Origin of the sequence: Psychroserpens sp. S379A, assembly GCF_049800755.1 — a bacterium.
GTDB lineage: Bacteria > Bacteroidota > Bacteroidia > Flavobacteriales > Flavobacteriaceae > Psychroserpens.
This window is the reverse complement of sequence record NZ_JBNAFQ010000001.1, coordinates 856211-874805: the sequence shown is the minus strand read 5'-3', so window position 1 is coordinate 874805 and position 18595 is coordinate 856211. Positions and strand designations below refer to the sequence as shown.

The window sequence follows — 18595 nt, the reverse complement described above, 5'->3', positions numbered from 1 at the left end:
TCATTGAGGTTCTCGAAATGCAGTGGCTTTTTTACGTTTTGATTGTCTTTACCTTATTCAAATTGAAGTCTATCAATTGAAATATCATCTAGTGTAATATACATATGGTCTTCAAACGGTTTTAGATTGAAATCTTTTTTAATAGGCATTAACTCAATATGAGGTTGTGCATAACGACCTAAACCTTGAATGTCTAATAATGCAGCTGCTAGCAAAGGCTCATTAGCATCACCAAGGACTCCATAATTACGTGCAACTTCGGTATATTGGATATCAGCAGGTAAACCATCATTAGGAACTGCTTCATCATTTACATTAATAGAGTTAGCAACCAAAGGTTGTAATGCGTAGGTGTGATTTGGATTAATATTATTTTGTCCAAAATTAGGAGAATCGAATAATGTAACTGAGGCTTGTGTTTTACCAACAGTATTTTCACCAACTTGAATTACTGTGATGTATTCTTTTAGACTATTTATTACCAATTCACTTGCAGAAGCAGACGATCTTGAAGTAAGCACATAGACTTTGTTTAAGTTTAAACTATTAACTGGAGTGTCATTAAAACTACTCACAAAATTAAAATTTCGATTTTCTTCTTGTTGGTCTTCGTTGTAAACTACTTTAGAAAAGACTTGTCCGTTAAATTGTCCAGTAACCATACTTCCTAAAAGAGCAGCAGTAGAAATAACACCACCAGGATTATATCGCAAATCTAAAACAAGGTGTTGCACATTACTAGCTTGAAATTGAGCGAAAGCTGCATTGAGTTCACTTTCGTATTCGTTATTAAATTGATTATACATTAAATAGCCAACGTTTTCTGAACCAACTTCAAGAACTTCAGATAAAAAAATTGGATTTTCAGTATAGACTTCTTTAACTAAGTTTATACTATTGTTAGTCGATTCTATCGTATCATCATCGGCTTGAGGAGTTCCGTTATCATTGTAAGTTGCTAAATTAAGTGTATATGAATTTTGGCTTAAAAAGTTGGTGAAATTCTCATTGGTTAAAGCAATACCATCGACAGCATTAAAAATTTGTCCACGAACTAAGCCTTTGTCGTCTCCATCGCTACCAGGAAGTACTAATCTTACCACTCCAATGATTAGTGATGGGTTTTGAGGGTTTACATGAAAATTAAATTCGACACCATTAGTTAACGATGTGCCATCTTGACCTTGAAGAAAATTAATATAGTTAGGGATGATATCACTAAATCGATCTAAAGGATCGTAGGTTAAATGATCAAAGATATTTTCAGGAGTAGAAAAACCATTTAAAAAGTTAGAATATTGTTCGCTGTTTGAAAATCGATTATTAGCTAAATCGTCTACATTTGCTTTGTACAGATACGCAGCATTCATAGCTTTCCAAATAAAATCATTTATTTCGCTGGCAGCAATAGCATTATCGTCGTTATCTTCAAAACAGCTTGTAAACGTAAGTGCTATTAAGAAGAGTAAGCCTAGTTTTTTGAGTTTCATATCTTTTTCTTTTTCAATTTTTATTTTAAGTAAACAGTAAGCTTTTAAGCTACTAAACTATAAATTTACTTACATTATTGTAAATTAAAAAATAATTTTAAGTTGCGTTGTAACAAAACTTAAACATGCTCGTCGTAATGACATAAAGCGATATAATCAATCGTTTTTTACTAACAACCCAAATAATGACACAGACTGATTTTGTAAAATTAGTGATGCCTTTTAAGGATAAAGTCTTTCGTTTAGCAAAACGACTTCTAGTTTCTAATGAAGAAGCTGAAGATGCTACACAAGAGATTTTAATTAAACTGTGGAAGAATAAACAGAAAATTAGTGAATACAGAAATGTTGAAGCGTTTTCGATGACGATGACAAAGAATTTTTGCTTAGACCGATTAAAATCAAAACAAGCACAAAATTTAAAAATTGTTCATAGTAATTATCAAGACAATAACACGTCTTTACAGAAAGAAGTAGAAAATAGAGATAGTGTTGATTGGGTTTCAAAAATTATTGAAGAATTACCAGAACAACAAAAAATAATATTACAGCTCAGAGATATAGAGGCTTATGATTTTGATGACATAGCTAAAGTTGTCGATATGAATCCAACTGCAATACGAGTCGCTTTATCTAGAGCTAGAAAAACTATAAGAGAAAAATTAACTAATACACATAAGTATGGTGTTAAATAGCATAGAAAAATTATTAGAAAAGTACGACAATGGCGAAACAACGCTACAAGAAGAGCAACAACTGAAAGCATATTTTGCTCAAGATAATGTCGCTCCTCATTTAGAATCATATCGCGTAATGTTTCAATATTTCAATACAACAAAACAAGAACTATATACCAAAGACGTTCCATTAAAACCTAAGAAAAACAATATGTATCAATGGATTTCTGTCGCAGCAGTAGCAGTTCTTATGTTGGGAATAATTATTCCTAATACATTTGGTAATCAACCTCTCACGCCTAACGATTTAACTCCTGAGGAGCGTGAAATGTATTACCAAACCAAAGAAGCACTAGCAATGCTAGGTTCAAATTTTAATAAAGGAACGTCTAGTTTTAGTGCTTTAAACTTGGCATCAGAAAGTTTTAATGTAGGTGCCGAAAAAGCGAGTCATATAAGTCAACTCGCAAACACAACAAATAAATTATTAAAGAACAAGTAAAAATTAAAAAAAACAAGTAATTATGAAAAATGTAATCGTAGTAATGGCAATCATGTTGTCGTCAATAGTAGGAACAGCACAAAGTGTATTCGATAAGTTTGAAGACCAAAAAGATGTAACTTCAGTAGTTGTCAATCAAAAAATGTTTAAAATGTTAGCCTTAATGGGAATTGATGTTGATGATCCTGAAATGCAAGGTTATGTAAATATGGCAGAAAACATCACAAGCTTTAAAGTCTTTACTACTGGAGATGAGAAAATTTCTTCAGATATGAATGCTACAGTATCAAAATACTTAAAAAGCTCTAGTATGGAAGAATTAATGCGAGTGAAAGATGGTGATCAAACAGTTAATTTTTATGTAAGAGAAGGAAAAGATGAAAACCACGTTAAAGAACTATTAATGTTTATTAATGGGATAAAAGAATTAACCCAAGGACAAGACATTACTATTAACGGAAAAAAACGAGAAATCGAAACCGTTTTATTATCACTTACTGGAGATATTGATTTAAGACAGATTTCAAAATTAACAAGTCAAATGAATATGCCTGGAGGCGAGCAGTTGAAAAAAGCTGGAAAAGATCAAAACTAATATCACTATGACATCATCAATCAAAACAATAATCATGATGTTGTTCTTGGTTGTAACCTTACAAAGTTGCAACCAAGATCCAACATTGCAAAGTTTCTATGTAGATAGCGAACTTGCTCCTGGATTTACATCTTTAGATGTGCCAATTAGCCTTTTAAAAATAGACGAAGCAGTTCTTGATGAAGAACAAAAAGAAGCGTATGAGTCTGTAGATAAATTAAGCTTAGTTGCTTTTGTTGCCGAAGAAGAAAACAAAGAGCAAATGGAAATTGAATATGCCAAAGTACAAACCATATTAAAGAATCCTAAATATGAAGAATTAATGCGTGGCGGAAATTCTACAGATGGGAAATTTGTAATCAAATGCGTAGGTGATGGTGAAAACGTAGATGAATTTATCGTTTTAGGAAACTCCCAAGAAACAGGTTTTGCGGTAATTAGAATAATTGGTGACGATATGAATTTTTCTAAAATTATGAAGCTCGCATCAATGCTTGATGAAAACAGTATTGAAGAAACTCAATTAAAAGAATTTGCTAAAATATTTCAATAACTGACTATTATTGAAGTGTTAATGTTAAATCACCTTAATTTTTTAAGGTGATTTTTTATTTAGAATCTGTTTGCTTATTTTTTATAGCAATCCAAACAAGAATAGCAATTAGTGTTGCAAATGCAGTAAACAAAAGCGCTTTTACAATAAGATAATCTAGTACATCAAAAATTCCTGAAATAAAAAATCCAAACAGGATGATTCCAGTAGATATGAGTGCTAAAGTATTTTTGCTAAAAGACATTTTAAATTCCTGTATAGTTGCTTGGATTGATTGCTTTCAATTCTAACTTGATAGCATCAGAAACCTCTAAAGTGTCAATAAAATTTGAAATAGATTGTTCGTTAATCGTTTCATTTGTTCGGGTTAACCCTTTTAAAGCTTCATAAGGATTTGGGTAAGCTTCACGACGTAAAATGGTTTGAATGGCTTCAGCTACAACAGCCCAATTGTTTTCTAAATCTTCAGCAAATTTAGATTCGTTAAGCAATAATTTATTCAATCCTTTTAAAGTTGATTTAAATCCAATAAGTGTATGTCCGAAAGGGACACCAACATTTCGCAATACTGTGCTGTCGGTCAAATCTCGTTGTAATCTAGAAATTGGGAGTTTAGCCGAAAGATGTTCAAAAATAGCATTGGCAATACCTAAATTACCTTCAGAGTTTTCAAAATCTATCGGATTTACTTTATGTGGCATAGCGCTACTACCAACTTCACCTTTTTTAATTTTTTGCTTAAAGTAATCCATCGACACATAAGTCCAAATATCACGATCTAAATCAATGATAATGGTGTTGATTCGTTTTAAAGCATCAAACAGTGCAGCCATATGGTCGTAATGCTCAATTTGAGTTGTAGGAAACGAATGTTGTAAGCCTAATTTTTCTTGAATAAATTGTGTTCCAAAAGCTTTCCAATCAATATCAGGATAAGCCACTTTATGCGCATTGAAATTTCCTGTTGCACCACCAAATTTTGCAGCACTAGGAATATCGTTTAATAAATTGAATTGTTCTTCTAGTCGCGTTACAAATACTTGAATTTCTTTTCCTAAGCGAGTAGGAGAAGCAGGTTGACCATGTGTTCTAGCTAACATCGAAATGGCTTTCCATTCTGTAGAAAGCTCTTTTAGTTTTTCTAGTACATTAAAATACTCAGGAACATACACATCGTTCATAGCCTCTTTTATACTTAAAGGAATGGCTGTATTATTGATGTCTTGTGACGTTAATCCAAAATGGATGAATTCTTTGTATTTTGAAAGTCCTAAGGTGTCAAATTGCTCTTTAATAAAGTATTCAACAGCTTTTACATCATGATTTGTAATAGCTTCAATATCTTTAATGGCTTGAGCGTTTTCTGAAGTAAAATTAGTGTAAATTGCTCTTAAGTCTTCAAAAATTGAAGTGTCAATATCAGAAAGTTGAGGTAGTTTTAATTCGCAAAGTGCAATGAAATATTCAATTTCTACTAAAACACGATATTTAATAAGAGCTTCTTCCGAAAAATAAGGCGCTAAACGATCTACTTTATTTCTGTATCTACCATCTATTGGTGATATAGCGTTTAATGATGATATTGACATTGGTTGTGTTGTTTTTTGACTCAAATTTTAAGTTGGTAAAGATAACTGATTTCGTTGGAAGCAAGGCAAAAGTCAGTATAAGTTTTTCTACTTTTCTTTAATTTCTAGAAAGAAGTTTTCTACTTTTACAAGTACTCAAATCTGTTAAATTTGAGAAATAAAATGCCTAACAGAATACATGTCTAAACCTATTGAAGATAAATTAGAAAAAATACCAGTAGTGAATTTACTGGTAAAGTTTTTTAAGGGAATTAAGCTTAAAGTCTTAGAAGGGCTTTCGTTGTACGACTTGCTAGAGCTCTATACTATTGGTATTGTAAAAGGTGCTTTAAGTACAAGAGCAAGTGCGATTGCCTATAGTTTTTTTATGGCATTATTTCCATTTTTATTATTTGTCATTATAATTATTCCTTATGTGCCTATTGAAGGTTTTGAAACCGAGTTTTTAAATTTTTTGCAATCCTTTTTGCCACCTACAACAACCGATTTTTTTTACGAAAGTATTTTTGAAAATATTAAAGGAGGCGGACTTATTTCTTCGGTGTTTTTGATTTCTATTTTGTTAATGGCAAATGGTGTCAATGCCGTATTTTCTGGTTTTGAAACGTCGTATCATGAACAACTTACACGCAATGTTTTTAAGCAATACATGTTTGCACTAGGTGTCGCTATCATACTTGCTTTTTTATTGATTTTGACTGTAGCTGTCCTTGGGTATTTTAATATTTATGTGGTTGAGAATATTGTAGAATTAGCTCATGTTAAAAATGAAAACAGCAACACTTTGCTGTTGTGGTCTCAGTATTTGTTTTTTGTAATTATGGTATATGTTGCTACAGCAATTTTGTATTATTTTGGAACGCACGAAGGAAAACAATTTAAGTTTTTCTCAATAGGCGCATTATTTACAACATTATTAATTATTCTTACGTCATATTTGTTCGGAATCTACATTGAAAATTTTGCGCAATACAATAAACTATATGGTTCTATTGGAGCGTTATTGATATTGATGTTCTATTTTTGGCTCAATGCGAATATACTTTTATTAGGTTTTGAACTTAATGTATCGTTAACTAAATTAAGAAAACATAGATAGCATGAGGAATCTCTTTATATTGTTTTTTTGCTTCGGAATGGTGTTGCCTTCAGTAGCACAAAGTGTGATTGGTAAATGGAAAACCATTGATGATGAAACAGGAATTGAAAAATCTATTGTTGAGATTTATAAGAAAGATGGCAAACTCTTCGGAAAAGTGATTGAAATATTTGATGCTTCTAAACGAGATAGAATCTGTAAATTATGTGTAGGTGATGATTATAACAAACCAGTTTTAGGTCTTGAAATCATTAAATCTATGGAAGAAGCTGGTAAGAATGTTTATAAAAATGGAACCATCACAAATCCTGAAGATGGTAAAATCTATACGTGTCGGTTAAAACTTGATGATAACAATCCTAATCAACTTGAGGTTAGAGGTTATGTAGCATTCTTCTTTAGAACTCAGTATTGGGTTAGAATTGAAGGTTGATTGATATATGTGTGCTTTTAGGTAGTTTATCGAATAAGTGATTGTCTGTTCAATTAGTTGATTAGCTTTGTTATATCTGACTAAACAATATATTCTTTACAATGAAAAAACTAATTTGCTTATTTTGTTTTACTGCCTTATTATTGAATTGTGGTGGAAGTGATGATGACAACTCATCTGGTACTAACAATGCTAAATCTTTTAGAGCTAAAATAGATGGTGTAGATTTTATAGCTAATGAAGATTTAGTATATGGTTTTGGAGTGGAAGAGAATGTACCTAATCCTACATTAAGTATTGGAGGGAATGCTGGTGACGAATCTAACGTTAGAGTTATTGAAATCTTAATAGAATCTGATGAGTTATTGTTTTCTGGACAAGAGATTAATAGTGATTCTCAATCCTCTTATGCATTGGCTAATTACTATTATTTAGATGGAATTATAAATGCTTGGTCTGAAAGTGATGCCGTTAGTTATAATCTTAGAATAACAGAGATTGATTATGAAAACAGGTTGGTTTCTGGTGAGTTTAATTTTATTGTTTTTGATGATAATACCAATGAAACCTATATAATAACAGATGGTATATTTACAAACATTGATTTTTAAAAAATAGAGTTATTTTTTTAAATAAAAACCCATCTCAAATTGAGGTGGTTTTTTTATACAAACACATTACCTTTGACATGTGAATTACTTTATTAATGTCATATTGCCAATTCCTTTAGAGCAAAGCTTTACGTATGCAATAACGCAAGCTGAAGCTGAGTTCTTGAAACCAGGCATGCGAGTGTCTGTACCTTTTGGGAAGCGTAAAATTTATACAGGACTTGTGGAGTCTGTTCATCAAGTTGCACCTTTAGTGTATGAAGCAAAACAAATTCATCAAATTTTAGATGAAACACCTTTGGTGACTGCAATTCAACTAAAACATTGGCAATGGATTGCAACATATTATATGTGTACGATAGGTGAAGTGATGCGAGCAGCTTTACCGAGTGCTTTTATTTTAGAAAGTGAAACCGTAATTTCTAGAAATACTGACATTAAAATTAATGATGAAGATTTAAAAGATGATGAGTTTATAGTTTATGAAGCCTTGCATCATCAGTCGTCACTAAAAATTCAGGATTTAATGGCGATTTTAGATAAGAAGAATGTGCTTCCGATAATTAAACGTCTTCTTGAAAAGGAAGTGATACATGTGCAGGAAGAAATTTACGAAAAGTATAAACCTAAACTGGTTCGGTATGTCAAATTATCAAACGCACATTCATCTGAAGAAGCATTGCAAGACTTGTTGAATAACACCTTAACTAGAGCTCCTAAACAACGTGATGTGGTGATGACTTTGTTTTCTATTTCTGCAAAAACAAAGCAACCTGTAAAAGTTTCAGAATTGATTTCTGAAAGCAATACATCTTCAGCCATAATTAAAGCATTAATTGACAAAGGAGTTTTAGAAGAATATCATATTCAAACCGATCGAGTTCAGTATGATGGTGAGGATGATTCAACTTCAAAACAGTTGAATAATTATCAAGAAACAGCTTTAAACAATATAATTCAATCCTTTGAAAAACAAAACATTACTTTGTTGCATGGAGTTACATCTTCTGGAAAAACAGAGCTCTATGTAAAACTCATTGAAACACAATTGTCTCAAGGGAATCAGGTCTTGTATTTGCTGCCTGAAATTGCGTTAACAACACAATTAGTAGAGCGACTTCAGAATTATTTTGGAGAAAAGGTTGCAGTATTTCATAGCAAATATTCATCTCATGAGCGTGTTGAAGTTTGGAATAATGTATTGCATAATTCGTCTAAAGCTCAAATTATTTTAGGAGCACGTTCTTCGGTACTGTTACCATTCCAAAATTTGGGTTTAGTGATTGTTGATGAAGAGCATGAATCATCTTACAAACAATTCGATCCAGCACCTCGATATCATGCAAGAGATACTGCCATTGTTTTGGCTAGTCTGTTTAAAGCTAAAACTTTGTTAGGTTCTGCGACACCAAGTTTAGAAAGTTATTATAATGCACAACAAGGAAAATACGGATTAGCAACACTAAAGCATAGATATAATAATGTATTAATGCCAGATATTGAGCTTATTGATATTAAAGATAAACATAAGCGTAAACGTATGACTGGTCATTTTAGCGATCGATTGATTCTAGAGATGCAAGAGACTTTAAAAGCAGGTCATCAAGTTATTTTGTTTCAAAATAGACGTGGATTTTCGCCAATTGTAGAGTGTAATACTTGTGGTCATTCGCCTCAGTGTCCTAATTGCGATGTGAGTTTGACCTATCATCAGTATAAAAATCAATTGCGATGTCATTATTGTGGTTATAATTCTGCAATGCATAAAACTTGTGAAGTATGTAAAAGTGTAGAACTCGATTCTAAAGGCTTTGGAACAGAACAAGTAGAGCAGGAAGCGAAGTTGTTGTTTCCCGATCATAACGTAGCGCGTATGGACTTAGATACAACTCGTGGTAAATATGGTTACGAAAAAATAATAACAGCCTTAGAACAAGGTGAAATTGATATATTAGTAGGAACTCAAATGCTAACTAAAGGTTTGGATTTTAGAAATGTTAAGCTGGTAGGTGTGATGAATGCTGATAACATGCTCAATTTTCCAGATTTTAGAGCTCACGAGCGTAGTTATCAATTGATGGCTCAGGTATCTGGTAGAGCAGGTCGAACAAAGGAACGAGGTAAGGTTTTGATTCAAACCTATAATCCGTTTCATCGTATTTTGCAGCAAGTGTCTACTAATGATTATGAACAGATGTATGTCGAACAAATGGATGATAGACATACTTTTAAGTATCCTCCGATTTACAGGATGATAAAAATTACTTTAAAGCATAAAAATTATCAAAAAGTGAATGTAGGAGCAGATTGGTATGCTAAATCTTTGAGAACGGTTTTTAAAACTCATGTGTTAGGTCCAGAATTTCCACCTGTGGCAAGAATACGCAATCAGTATTTAAAACATATTTTGGTTAAAATTCCTCAAAAACAATCGTTAACAAAAACGAAAGAAGCCATCATTAAAATAAATAACAGCTTCTTAAGTATAAAAGATTTTAGGGCAGTAAGAGTAATTTTAAATGTCGATAATTATTAAAGTTAAGTTAGGTTTAACGTTATATCTTCAAACGAAATAATCTTATTTTGCCTTTTAAATATTGTTTAAAGCATCAACAAGTTGGGTTTTCTTGTTTCTACTTAACGGAATCTCATAAGCACCAACTTCAACATTTTTACTGTTAAATCGATCAACTTTATCTAAATTGACAATGTACGATTTATGGATTCTTAAAAATTTACCTTCTGGTAATTCATGCTCAAAAGCTTTCATTGTAGATAGAACGACTAAGCTGTTTTCTTCGGTAACTAATTTTACGTAGTCTCCAAGAGCTTCAATCCATTTAATATCTTTAATGTAAACTTTACGTTTTTTTAGATTACTCTTCACAAATATGTGTTCGCCATCTGTTTCATTAAAATCAAGCTTCAATTTATGTTGCTCAAGTGCTTTTTCTACAGAGGTATTAAAACGTTCCCTAGTAATAGGCTTTTGTAGATAGTCGGTTGCATCATAATTAAAAGCTTTAAACGCGTATTCAGTTTTACCTGTAACGAAAATAATTTGGGGTTTGTTGTTGAGTACATCAAGCAACTCGAAACCATTAAGAACTGGCATCTCAATATCAAGAAAGATTAAATCTACCTTGTGAGTGTTAAGTCCATTTTTAGTTTCTAAAGCGCTGCTATATTCTGCAATAAGGTTAAGAGAGGAATGATTCTCAATTAACTTTACAATCGATAATCGTTGAATCGCAGAATCATCAACTACTACACAGTTTAAAGTCATAACATTATTATATTTTAGGTTAAGATATCGACAATGTTACAAAAAATTCGGATAAAAACCAAAAAACATCGGTAAAGTGTTTGTTTTAACTTTTCTTTAACACGGCTAAAATCTTCAAAATTTTATAAGCAAAAACGTTGCCAGAAACAGAAATAATAGTTATTTTTGCACTCATTTTTAACACAATAAATAATATTTTATGAATCATTATGAAACTGTTTTCATCTTAAATCCCGTTTTATCTGAAGATCAGATAAAGGAAACAGTAAAGAAATATGAAGATTTTCTTGTTTCTAGAGGAGCAAAGATGGTAGCCAAAGAAGATTGGGGCTTAAAAAAATTAGCATACCCAATTCAAAACAAAAAAAGTGGTTTTTATCACTTATTTGAGTATCAAGTTGCAGGAGAAGTAATTAATCCATTAGAAGTGGAGTTTAGACGTGATGAGCGTTTTATGCGTTACTTAACCGTAAAATTAGACAAGCATGCAATTGCTTGGGCAGAAAAGAGAAGAAACAGAGATAAACAAAAAGCGTAATTATGTCTTCAATAGAACAACAAGCAAAAGGAAAAAAAGATGGAGAAATTAGATATCTTACTCCATTAAATATAGATACAAGCAAAACTAAAAAGTATTGCCGTTTTAAGAAATCTGGTATCAAGTATGTTGATTATAAAGATGCAGACTGGTTATTAGGTTTTGTAAATGAGCAAGGTAAGTTATTGCCAAGACGTTTAACAGGAACTTCTTTAAAATACCAAAGAAAAGTGTCTGTTGCAGTAAAAAGAGCACGTCACTTGGCATTAATGCCTTACGTAGCAGATTTATTAAAATAAAATACCAATAACTATGGAACTTATATTAAAACAAGACGTTGAAAATTTAGGATTTAAAGACGATATTGTAACAGTAAAGAACGGTTATGGTAGAAACTTTTTAATTCCTCAAGGTCAAGCTGTAATGGCGACACCTTCTGCTAAAAAAGTATTAGCAGAAACTTTAAAGCAAAGAGCTTATAAAGAGAAAAGTATTGTTGATGCAGCTAATAAAACTGCTGAAGCACTTAAAACATTAGAGATTAAGATTGCTTCTAAAGTTGGTACAGGAGACAAATTATTTGGATCTGTTAACAATATAGATTTAGCAAATGCGTTACAAAAAGCTGGTCATGAAATTGATAAAAAATTCATTTCTATTGCTGGTGGATCTGTAAAACGTTTAGGAAAATACGATTCTGTAATTAGATTACACAGAGAAGTATCAGTAGATTTACCATTTGAGGTTGTAGCTGAAGCTTAAAACTCAAATACATTATAATTAAAGCCTCAGCGTTACGTTGAGGCTTTTTCAATTTATGTTTAAAATAACAAAATGAAATATTCTAGACTTACAAAAGAGCAGTTTGAAGAGTTGCACCAAGAGTTTATTAATTTTTTGGCTACACAATCGATTACAGCCGAAGAATGGTCTGATATCAAGACGAATAAACCAGAAGTAGCAGAGCAGGAGTTAGATGTGTTTAGCGACTTGATTTGGGAAGGTGTCTTATCTAAAGTTGAATATTTAGAGCATATTTCTCCTCAACAGATGCACTTGTTTCATTGTACTGAAAAACAAATGCGATTAATAGCACTTAAAATCAAAGCTTCAGATATTGATATCACAACTACTGAAGGTTACGATTGGTTTAGAAACAATCTATTGTCTGATGATGTTGAGTTTTTTACAGCAGCAAAAGACTATTCTGATAGCAAGAATCAAGACAAGTTTAAGTTAATTCAAGAAGGAGCTAGCATTACTAAAGGAGAACTTTATCAGTATTTTGAAAATTTAGTAAGTAAATAAGTTATATATTTAATAACGAAAACTTTACTTGCAAATTTTATAAGATGATAAGAAAACTTAGTCTATTGCTTTTACTTCTAATTCTTGGGTGTAAAGAAAAAGAAGCATCTGTTGAAACTACTGTTGAAACAGCATTAAAAAACTTCAGTTTAAGTGGAACTATTAATGGAGCATATAACGATTATATATTCCTTGGTTATGGTAAGCATAAAGATAGTGCAAAAGTTATTGATGGTAAATTTAAGTTTACAGGAGAACTAGATTTGCCAACGCAACAAGGTTGGTTGAATTTAAGACCAGGTGCAAATAGTCTTTTTGTTTATCTAGAAAGTAGTACTATTGAACTTGTAATGGATTATCGTCAAGAAGTAGATGAATATGGATACAACATGAATATTCTTGATTTGAAGGATATAAAAGGTTCTAAAACTGCAATTATACAAGAAAAGTATCAAAATTTTTGGAGAAAAAATGAAGAGAAAGATAATTTTGATGAATTATTGAATGAGGAGCTAATCAGATTATTTAAAGAGCATCCAAAGCATTCTTTCAGTGGAAAAATTTTGGGAGAGTTAGCATCTTATAATAGAGTATTAAAGGTTGATGAGTTAGAACATTTGTACACTTTACTTGATACAACTTACCAAAATAAATTTGATTTGGAATTCTATAATACAGGAATTAAAAGCTTAAAAAAATACAATATAGGGCATGAATTTCTTGCTTTTAAATTGCCAAATCAAAATTCTGAACTTATAAGTATAACAAATTATAAAGGAAAATATACTTTAGTTGATTTTTGGGCATCTTGGTGTAGACCTTGTCGACAAAAACATCCTGGTTTAATCGAATTATACTCTAAAACTGATAGAGAGACGTTTGATATTATTAGTTTGTCTATAGATGAAGATGAAGACGATTGGAAGAAAGCAATCCAACAGGATGCACTAGTTTGGGAAAATGTAATTGACAAGAATGGTGAAGTAAGTGATGAGTTAGGTGTTATGGCAATACCACATAGTTTTTTGCTTAATCAAAAAGGTGAGATCGTAGGAATTAACCTTACTGACGATGAAATTGAAAAGATTATAGTTAACAACAAAGCTAATAAATAGTATAAATTTTATTGCTCTAAAAATTCATAAGCTAACTTCCTGTTTTAAAACTTACTTCTTAACTATTTTATTTTGTAATAGTGTAGTACCATTTTCATTTTTAACTTTTAAAAAATACACACCTTTTGATAGGTTTTGAGTTGAGATTTTAACCTTATTATAATTATCTATTGATTTTTGTTTACGTAAAACCAGTGCGCCTTTTAAATCCATTATATCTACAGATACAGTAGTTCCTAGATTTACATTTTTAAGATAAAGGTTAATTTCTTCAAAAAAAGGATTAGGATAACTGGTGCTTTTAGTTTCATTTTGCATTATATCTTCTGTAGACATTGTTATACAAGTGTCTATAAGTGTAGGAGTTAAAATATTAGTTTGGCTTGAAGCATTATTACCAAGTTGATAGTTTTGTCCGCTGCCCCAGCTATATAAATCTCCATTAGCTTTTAAAGCAATGGCATGCCTCATACCTCCTTTAACCATAACCCAATCGGTATCTGTTCCTATTTGTGTAGGATAAAATTTATCTTCAGTCGTGCCATCACCAACCTGGCCATGTTCGTTAACACCCCATGCCCAAAGTGTCCCATCTTCTTTAATTGCATAAGAGGCCATAAAACCTGCAGAAATATATTGCCAATCTGTATCAGTGCCAATCTGAAAAAAATAGAGTGCAGATATAGTATCAGGTCCTAATCCTAAACAAGCATTTGCATTGTTCCATACGGTGCCAAAAACATGCAGACTTCCGTCATCCTTTAATACCAAAGTATGTAATCCAGATGAAAACCTACTTAGCTTTGAAAATCCTGATACTAAAGGTGCCATTAGCATTTGATTTGTATTACTGTGTAAAACACTATTACCCCAAGACCAAAAGGTGCCATCTTCTTTAATAGCCACACTAGAATGTAAACCTGCTTCAACCTCTATCCAGTCTGTGTCATTTCCTATTTGTATAGGGCTATTAAAGATTGTATTTGAGCTTTCGCTGTATAATAAAGCTTTAGACTGGTTAGAGCCCCAACCCCAGAGTGTTCCATCTGTTTTTATAGCTAAAGTATGACCGCTAGCAGCAGAAACTTTCCACCAATCATAATCATTGCCTATTTGGGTTAAAACTTCTATAACTTGAGATGATCCATTTGGTCCGGTCCCTACAGCGCCTCGACTATTGTCTCCTAACCCCCAAAGACTACCGTTATTTTTTTGTACAATAGTGTAGATGGCACCAGCATAAATGTTAGACCAATCTGTATCAGTGCCAATTTGGGTAGGTTCTGTAATATTGGCAAATGTGCCTAGGGCGTAATATCCGTCTAAGCCATAGCCAAAACCCCATAGCGTTCCGTCGTCTCGTATAAGTAAGTTATGGTTTCTGCCCGAAGAAACATTACTTGCACATTGCGAATTAATTGAAAAATAAGTGAAAAGAAGAGTGATAAGTAAATAGTTTTTCATAAAAATAAAATTAATAAAAGGCTCTAAATTATCTGTAATAATACTAGAGTCACTTAAAGGATTTTATATAATAAAAACAACTTACTTAAGGAAACTCCTACTTATAGTGCTAATTTTATTTTTTAAAAGTAATAAGCTTACTAATTTTAATAGAGTGTTAATGGTTGTAGCAAACGCAGATTAAATAAAAAGTATAAAAATAATTTAGTACAAGTTTTAAAAAGTCTAGGGGAGTTTGAGTTTAATTCTCTTTTAAAAATAGGGAATGGCTAATATCCTTAAAACAGTTTTAGAATAGATTTTTTAGTTCGCTATATATTTTTTTTAAAACTGTAAAATATGATTAAAAGCTAAAGCGTTTATAAAACTACCTTTGGTTGTGATTCTAAGAAAGCTATTCGTAGCGTAACGATTCAATAGGATCAAGTCTTGCGGCTTTTATAGCAGGCATCAAACCTGATACGACTGCTACTATAAATGTGGTGATTACTGCACTCATCATTGCTAACCATGGAGTTACAAATTGAAAACCCGCAGCAGCAGAAACAGCTAGTCCAATTAGAATACCTAATATAATACCAACAATACCACCTAACTGACCAATAATAATAGTTTCAATAAAAAACTGAAAGGCAATAGTGCTTCGTTTAGCACCTAAAGCTTTTCTAACACCTATCTCTCTAGTTCGTTCTGTAACAGACACTAACATCATGTTCAAAAGCGCAATAGTAGATCCAAAAATTGTAATAATACTAATAATCCATGCAGCTGACTCTAAATATATTGTTATTGAACCAATGCGATTAATCAAATCATCACTGCGTTCTAAACCAAAGTTGTTTTTTTCTACAGGATTGAGTCCTCTAATGTTTCTAAATAATAAAATGGCTTCATCTTGAGCACCTTCAAGCATGTCTTTTTTATCCGTTTTTACACTTAAACTGTAATTGATATTTGGGTTTGTAAAAATGGTACGTGCTTTTTGTAAAGGTAAAAACACTCTAAGGTCTTGATTGTTTCCAAATGTGGCACCTTTTTCCTTTAAAACACCAATTACTTTAAATTTAGCTCCTCTAATACTTATGGTTTTGTTAATTGGGTTTACATCGTCAAGTAATGCTTTTTTAAGATCGCTACCAATAACACAAACACTATTACTATTTTGCACATCAAAGTAGTTGAGGTCTCTGCCTAATTCTACTTCAAGACCAGAATTTGTAATGTAGTTTTCATTAATACCTAAGACTTGTACTTCAGGATCTGTTTTTTCATTTTCATATTTAACTTCAGCTCCAAAAGTACCAACAAAAGAGATGGAGGTTTTTGTAAATGGAAATTTATAACTGTCCTCAAACTCTTTAACATGTCTGTAACTTATAACAGGATTTATCTTTTGTTTTTCATCACTTCTACGTTGGGTATTAAATTCGTAACGCTGAATGTTAAAGGTGTTTGCTCCCATAGATGAAAAATCACTTGAGATGGTATTTTCAAGAGCAGAAACAGCACTTAAAATTCCAACTAAAGCCGTAATCCCAATCGCTATAATTAAAACGGTAAGGATAGTACGAAGTAACTGACTTCTGATTGAATCAAAAGCAATTCGGATATTTTCTCTAACTAATGAAAACATAATAGGCCTTAAATCTTGATGGTGTTTTTATGTAAGACTACAAAACACCTATAAAGTTACTATAAAATTGAAATAACTTTCGATTGCCTTTAAATTTTATAATATTTTTGTGAAGTTATTAACGACGGAATAAAAGTAATCTGTCATTTCGAGCATTGGTTGAAATCAAAATACATTTTGATTGAGAGCACACTACGAAGTAGTCGAAAAATCTCTTTATGAGTACGATGAATAGACCAAGCTTGATGTACAAGTTTTAATTAAAAGAGACTTCCATTTTTGTGGAAGATATATATGGCACAAAAACCAAGTATACCAAAAGGCACAAGAGATTTTAATCCTGAAGACGTTGCAAAACGAAACTATATTTTTAACACCATTAAAAGGCAATTTGAAGTCTTCGGGTTTCAACCTATTGAGACACCAAGCTTTGAAAATTCAAGCACGTTAATGGGAAAGTATGGAGACGAAGGTGATCGATTGATTTTTAAGATATTGAATTCCGGTGATTATTTGAATAAAGTTAGTGATGATTTATATCAGACTAAAAGTTCAAGTAAAATAACAACAAAAATTTCTGAAAAAGCCTTGCGTTATGATTTAACGGTTCCATTTGCACGTTATGTAGTGCAACACCAAAATGAGATTGATTTTCCGTTTAAGCGCTATCAGATTCAGCCAGTTTGGCGAGCAGATCGACCACAAAAAGGACGTTATAGAGAGTTTTATCAGTGTGATGCAGATGTGGTTGGTAGTGATTCCCTTTGGCAAGAAGTAGAATTTGTTCAGTTGTATGATGCTGTATTTACGGCTTTAGGTTTGAAAGGTGTAACTATAAAAATTAACAATCGTAAAATTTTATCCGGAATTGCTGAAGTGATTGGCGCTCAAGATAAGCTCATCGATTTTACAGTAGCTTTAGATAAGTTAGATAAAATAGGAGAGGAGAAAGTAAAAGCTGAAATGCTAGATAAGGGAATTCCTCAATCTGGAATTGATAAATTACAACCTTTATTTAGTTTAAAAGGTGATTTTGGAGCTCAAATTTCAGAATTAAAAACGATTCTTAACACTTCTGAAGAAGGTAAAAAAGGGATTGAAGAACTCGAGTTTATCAATCAAGGCATTGAAACTCTTGAACTGAATACAGCTCAGCTTCAATTAGATGTGACGCTTGCTCGAGGCTTAAATTATTATACAGGAGCTATTTTTGAAGTTTCAGCACCAAAAGGTGTAAAGATGGGATCAATTGGAGGAGGAGGTCGTTATGATAATCTTACTGAAATCTTTGGTAAACCTAATACTAGTGGAATTGGTATTAGCTTTGGATTAGATCGCATTTATCTCGTTTTGGAAGAATTGGGATTGTTTCCAAAGACGATAAGCGAAAGTACAAAAGTACTGTTTCTTAATTTTGGAAATGCTGAAGCAATGGCTAGTATGAAAGCTATAAAACAGCTAAGAGCGCAAGGAATTCGTGCAGAATTATTTCCAGATAACAAAAAAACTATTAAACAATTTAACTACGCTAATAAAAGAGAGATTCCGTTTGTTGTGTTGTTGGGTGAATCTGAAATGAACTCAAATACTTATACCTTAAAAAATATGAAAACAGGAAATCAAGAGTCGCTTTCTTTTGATGATATGTTAAAATCTTTACAATAAAAAAAGCCTCAAAGAAATTTGAGGCTTTTTAGTAAGT

At 31.9% G+C, this 18595-nt stretch carries 20 protein-coding genes; 14 read left to right on the top strand and 6 right to left on the bottom strand.

Going from position 1 to position 18595, the window contains the following annotated elements:
* Nucleotides 1-53: 53 nt before the first annotated feature.
* Nucleotides 54-1490 carry a S41 family peptidase gene (locus ACP15M_RS03935; RefSeq protein ID WP_425075868.1) on the bottom strand — a complete coding sequence of 479 codons (1437 nt, stop codon included), beginning with the start codon at nt 1488-1490 and terminating at the stop codon, nt 54-56.
* Nucleotides 1491-1675: 185 nt separating this feature from the next.
* Between ACP15M_RS03935 and ACP15M_RS03930 the strand changes: the two genes are divergently transcribed.
* From ACP15M_RS03930 to ACP15M_RS03915, 4 genes are read left to right on the top strand one after another with little or no spacing between them, the layout of a single operon-like run.
* Nucleotides 1676-2185, top strand: a complete 510-nt coding sequence (locus ACP15M_RS03930; RefSeq protein WP_425075867.1) for an RNA polymerase sigma factor — start codon at nt 1676-1678, stop codon at nt 2183-2185.
* Nucleotides 2172-2669 carry a hypothetical protein gene (locus ACP15M_RS03925; RefSeq protein ID WP_425075866.1) on the top strand — a complete coding sequence of 166 codons (498 nt, stop codon included), beginning with the start codon at nt 2172-2174 and terminating at the stop codon, nt 2667-2669. The genes ACP15M_RS03930 and ACP15M_RS03925 overlap by 14 nt, the downstream gene beginning before the upstream one ends.
* 22 nt (nt 2670-2691) lie before the next feature.
* Nucleotides 2692-3264 (top strand): DUF4252 domain-containing protein, encoded by a 573-nt coding sequence (locus tag ACP15M_RS03920; protein ID WP_425075865.1) that lies wholly within the window; start codon nt 2692-2694, stop codon nt 3262-3264.
* A gap of 7 nt (nt 3265-3271) precedes the next feature.
* Nucleotides 3272-3817: a DUF4252 domain-containing protein gene (locus tag ACP15M_RS03915; RefSeq protein WP_425075864.1), complete on the top strand. Its 546-nt coding sequence runs from the start codon at nt 3272-3274 to the stop codon at nt 3815-3817.
* Nucleotides 3818-3872: 55 nt separating this feature from the next.
* Here ACP15M_RS03915 and ACP15M_RS03910 read toward each other — a convergent pair whose 3' ends face one another.
* Nucleotides 3873-4061: a hypothetical protein gene (locus ACP15M_RS03910; RefSeq protein ID WP_425075863.1), complete on the bottom strand. Its 189-nt coding sequence runs from the start codon at nt 4059-4061 to the stop codon at nt 3873-3875.
* 1 nt (nt 4062) lies between these two features.
* Complete coding sequence (gene purB, locus ACP15M_RS03905) at nt 4063-5406, bottom strand: adenylosuccinate lyase (RefSeq protein ID WP_425075862.1); 1344 nt, start codon at nt 5404-5406, stop codon at nt 4063-4065.
* 178 nt (nt 5407-5584) lie between these two features.
* Here purB and ACP15M_RS03900 point away from each other — a divergent pair, with 178 nt between their 5' ends.
* The 4 genes from ACP15M_RS03900 (at nt 5585) to priA (ending at nt 10085) form a co-directional block, all read left to right on the top strand.
* Nucleotides 5585-6505, top strand: a complete 921-nt coding sequence (locus tag ACP15M_RS03900; protein ID WP_425075861.1) for a YihY/virulence factor BrkB family protein — start codon at nt 5585-5587, stop codon at nt 6503-6505.
* Between the two features lies 1 nt (nt 6506).
* On the top strand, nt 6507-6938 hold the full coding sequence (locus tag ACP15M_RS03895; RefSeq protein WP_425075860.1) for a DUF2147 domain-containing protein: 432 nt from the start codon (nt 6507-6509) through the stop codon (nt 6936-6938).
* Between the two features lie 101 nt (nt 6939-7039).
* Nucleotides 7040-7549, top strand: a complete 510-nt coding sequence (locus ACP15M_RS03890; RefSeq protein ID WP_425075859.1) for a hypothetical protein — start codon at nt 7040-7042, stop codon at nt 7547-7549.
* Nucleotides 7550-7628: 79 nt separating this feature from the next.
* Nucleotides 7629-10085 (top strand): replication restart helicase PriA, encoded by a 2457-nt coding sequence (priA, locus tag ACP15M_RS03885; RefSeq protein WP_425075858.1) that lies wholly within the window; start codon nt 7629-7631, stop codon nt 10083-10085.
* A gap of 54 nt (nt 10086-10139) precedes the next feature.
* On the opposite strand, the gene ACP15M_RS03880 is transcribed toward priA, so the two are convergent.
* Entirely contained in the window at nt 10140-10835 is a 696-nt protein-coding gene (locus ACP15M_RS03880; protein ID WP_040254020.1) for a LytR/AlgR family response regulator transcription factor, read from the bottom strand.
* A gap of 199 nt (nt 10836-11034) precedes the next feature.
* On the opposite strand from ACP15M_RS03880, the gene rpsF reads away from it, so the two are divergent.
* The 5 genes from rpsF to ACP15M_RS03855 all read left to right on the top strand — a co-directional run bounded on the left by rpsF (nt 11035) and on the right by ACP15M_RS03855 (nt 13796).
* Complete coding sequence (gene rpsF, locus ACP15M_RS03875) at nt 11035-11373, top strand: 30S ribosomal protein S6 (protein ID WP_425075857.1); 339 nt, start codon at nt 11035-11037, stop codon at nt 11371-11373.
* A 2-nt stretch (nt 11374-11375) separates the two neighbouring features.
* Nucleotides 11376-11672, top strand: coding sequence for a 30S ribosomal protein S18 (rpsR, locus tag ACP15M_RS03870; protein WP_033961670.1), 297 nt, complete (start codon nt 11376-11378; stop codon nt 11670-11672).
* A gap of 13 nt (nt 11673-11685) precedes the next feature.
* Nucleotides 11686-12135 (top strand): 50S ribosomal protein L9, encoded by a 450-nt coding sequence (gene rplI, locus ACP15M_RS03865; RefSeq protein ID WP_425075856.1) that lies wholly within the window; start codon nt 11686-11688, stop codon nt 12133-12135.
* Nucleotides 12136-12207: 72 nt separating this feature from the next.
* Nucleotides 12208-12681: a DUF6495 family protein gene (locus ACP15M_RS03860; RefSeq protein WP_425075855.1), complete on the top strand. Its 474-nt coding sequence runs from the start codon at nt 12208-12210 to the stop codon at nt 12679-12681.
* A 44-nt stretch (nt 12682-12725) separates the two neighbouring features.
* Entirely contained in the window at nt 12726-13796 is a 1071-nt protein-coding gene (locus ACP15M_RS03855) for a thioredoxin-like domain-containing protein (RefSeq protein WP_425075854.1), read from the top strand.
* Between the two features lie 51 nt (nt 13797-13847).
* Here the strand turns inward: ACP15M_RS03855 and ACP15M_RS03850 are convergent, their stop codons facing one another.
* On the bottom strand, nt 13848-15260 hold the full coding sequence (locus ACP15M_RS03850; RefSeq protein WP_425075853.1) for a T9SS type A sorting domain-containing protein: 1413 nt from the start codon (nt 15258-15260) through the stop codon (nt 13848-13850).
* A gap of 394 nt (nt 15261-15654) precedes the next feature.
* A complete protein-coding gene (locus ACP15M_RS03845; protein ID WP_425075852.1) occupies nt 15655-16893 on the bottom strand; it encodes an ABC transporter permease in 1239 nt (412 codons plus the stop codon).
* A gap of 294 nt (nt 16894-17187) precedes the next feature.
* Here ACP15M_RS03845 and hisS point away from each other — a divergent pair, with 294 nt between their 5' ends.
* Nucleotides 17188-18558 (top strand): histidine--tRNA ligase, encoded by a 1371-nt coding sequence (gene hisS / locus ACP15M_RS03840; RefSeq protein WP_425075851.1) that lies wholly within the window; start codon nt 17188-17190, stop codon nt 18556-18558.
* The last annotated feature ends 37 nt before the right edge of the window (nt 18559-18595 follow it).

Coding starts and splice junctions, on each gene's coding strand:
- ACP15M_RS03935 (WP_425075868.1), bottom strand. CDS start 1,490: ATGAAACTCAAAAAACTAGGCTTACTCTTCTTAATAGCACTTACGTTT.
- ACP15M_RS03930 (WP_425075867.1), top strand. CDS start 1,676: ATGACACAGACTGATTTTGTAAAATTAGTGATGCCTTTTAAGGATAAA.
- ACP15M_RS03925 (WP_425075866.1), top strand. CDS start 2,172: ATGGTGTTAAATAGCATAGAAAAATTATTAGAAAAGTACGACAATGGC.
- ACP15M_RS03920 (WP_425075865.1), top strand. CDS start 2,692: ATGAAAAATGTAATCGTAGTAATGGCAATCATGTTGTCGTCAATAGTA.
- ACP15M_RS03915 (WP_425075864.1), top strand. CDS start 3,272: ATGACATCATCAATCAAAACAATAATCATGATGTTGTTCTTGGTTGTA.
- ACP15M_RS03910 (WP_425075863.1), bottom strand. CDS start 4,061: ATGTCTTTTAGCAAAAATACTTTAGCACTCATATCTACTGGAATCATC.
- purB (WP_425075862.1), bottom strand. CDS start 5,406: ATGTCAATATCATCATTAAACGCTATATCACCAATAGATGGTAGATAC.
- ACP15M_RS03900 (WP_425075861.1), top strand. CDS start 5,585: ATGTCTAAACCTATTGAAGATAAATTAGAAAAAATACCAGTAGTGAAT.
- ACP15M_RS03895 (WP_425075860.1), top strand. CDS start 6,507: ATGAGGAATCTCTTTATATTGTTTTTTTGCTTCGGAATGGTGTTGCCT.
- ACP15M_RS03890 (WP_425075859.1), top strand. CDS start 7,040: ATGAAAAAACTAATTTGCTTATTTTGTTTTACTGCCTTATTATTGAAT.
- ACP15M_RS03880 (WP_040254020.1), bottom strand. CDS start 10,835: ATGACTTTAAACTGTGTAGTAGTTGATGATTCTGCGATTCAACGATTA.
- rpsF (WP_425075857.1), top strand. CDS start 11,035: ATGAATCATTATGAAACTGTTTTCATCTTAAATCCCGTTTTATCTGAA.
- rpsR (WP_033961670.1), top strand. CDS start 11,376: ATGTCTTCAATAGAACAACAAGCAAAAGGAAAAAAAGATGGAGAAATT.
- rplI (WP_425075856.1), top strand. CDS start 11,686: ATGGAACTTATATTAAAACAAGACGTTGAAAATTTAGGATTTAAAGAC.
- ACP15M_RS03860 (WP_425075855.1), top strand. CDS start 12,208: ATGAAATATTCTAGACTTACAAAAGAGCAGTTTGAAGAGTTGCACCAA.
- ACP15M_RS03855 (WP_425075854.1), top strand. CDS start 12,726: ATGATAAGAAAACTTAGTCTATTGCTTTTACTTCTAATTCTTGGGTGT.
- ACP15M_RS03850 (WP_425075853.1), bottom strand. CDS start 15,260: ATGAAAAACTATTTACTTATCACTCTTCTTTTCACTTATTTTTCAATT.
- ACP15M_RS03845 (WP_425075852.1), bottom strand. CDS start 16,893: ATGTTTTCATTAGTTAGAGAAAATATCCGAATTGCTTTTGATTCAATC.
- hisS (WP_425075851.1), top strand. CDS start 17,188: ATGGCACAAAAACCAAGTATACCAAAAGGCACAAGAGATTTTAATCCT.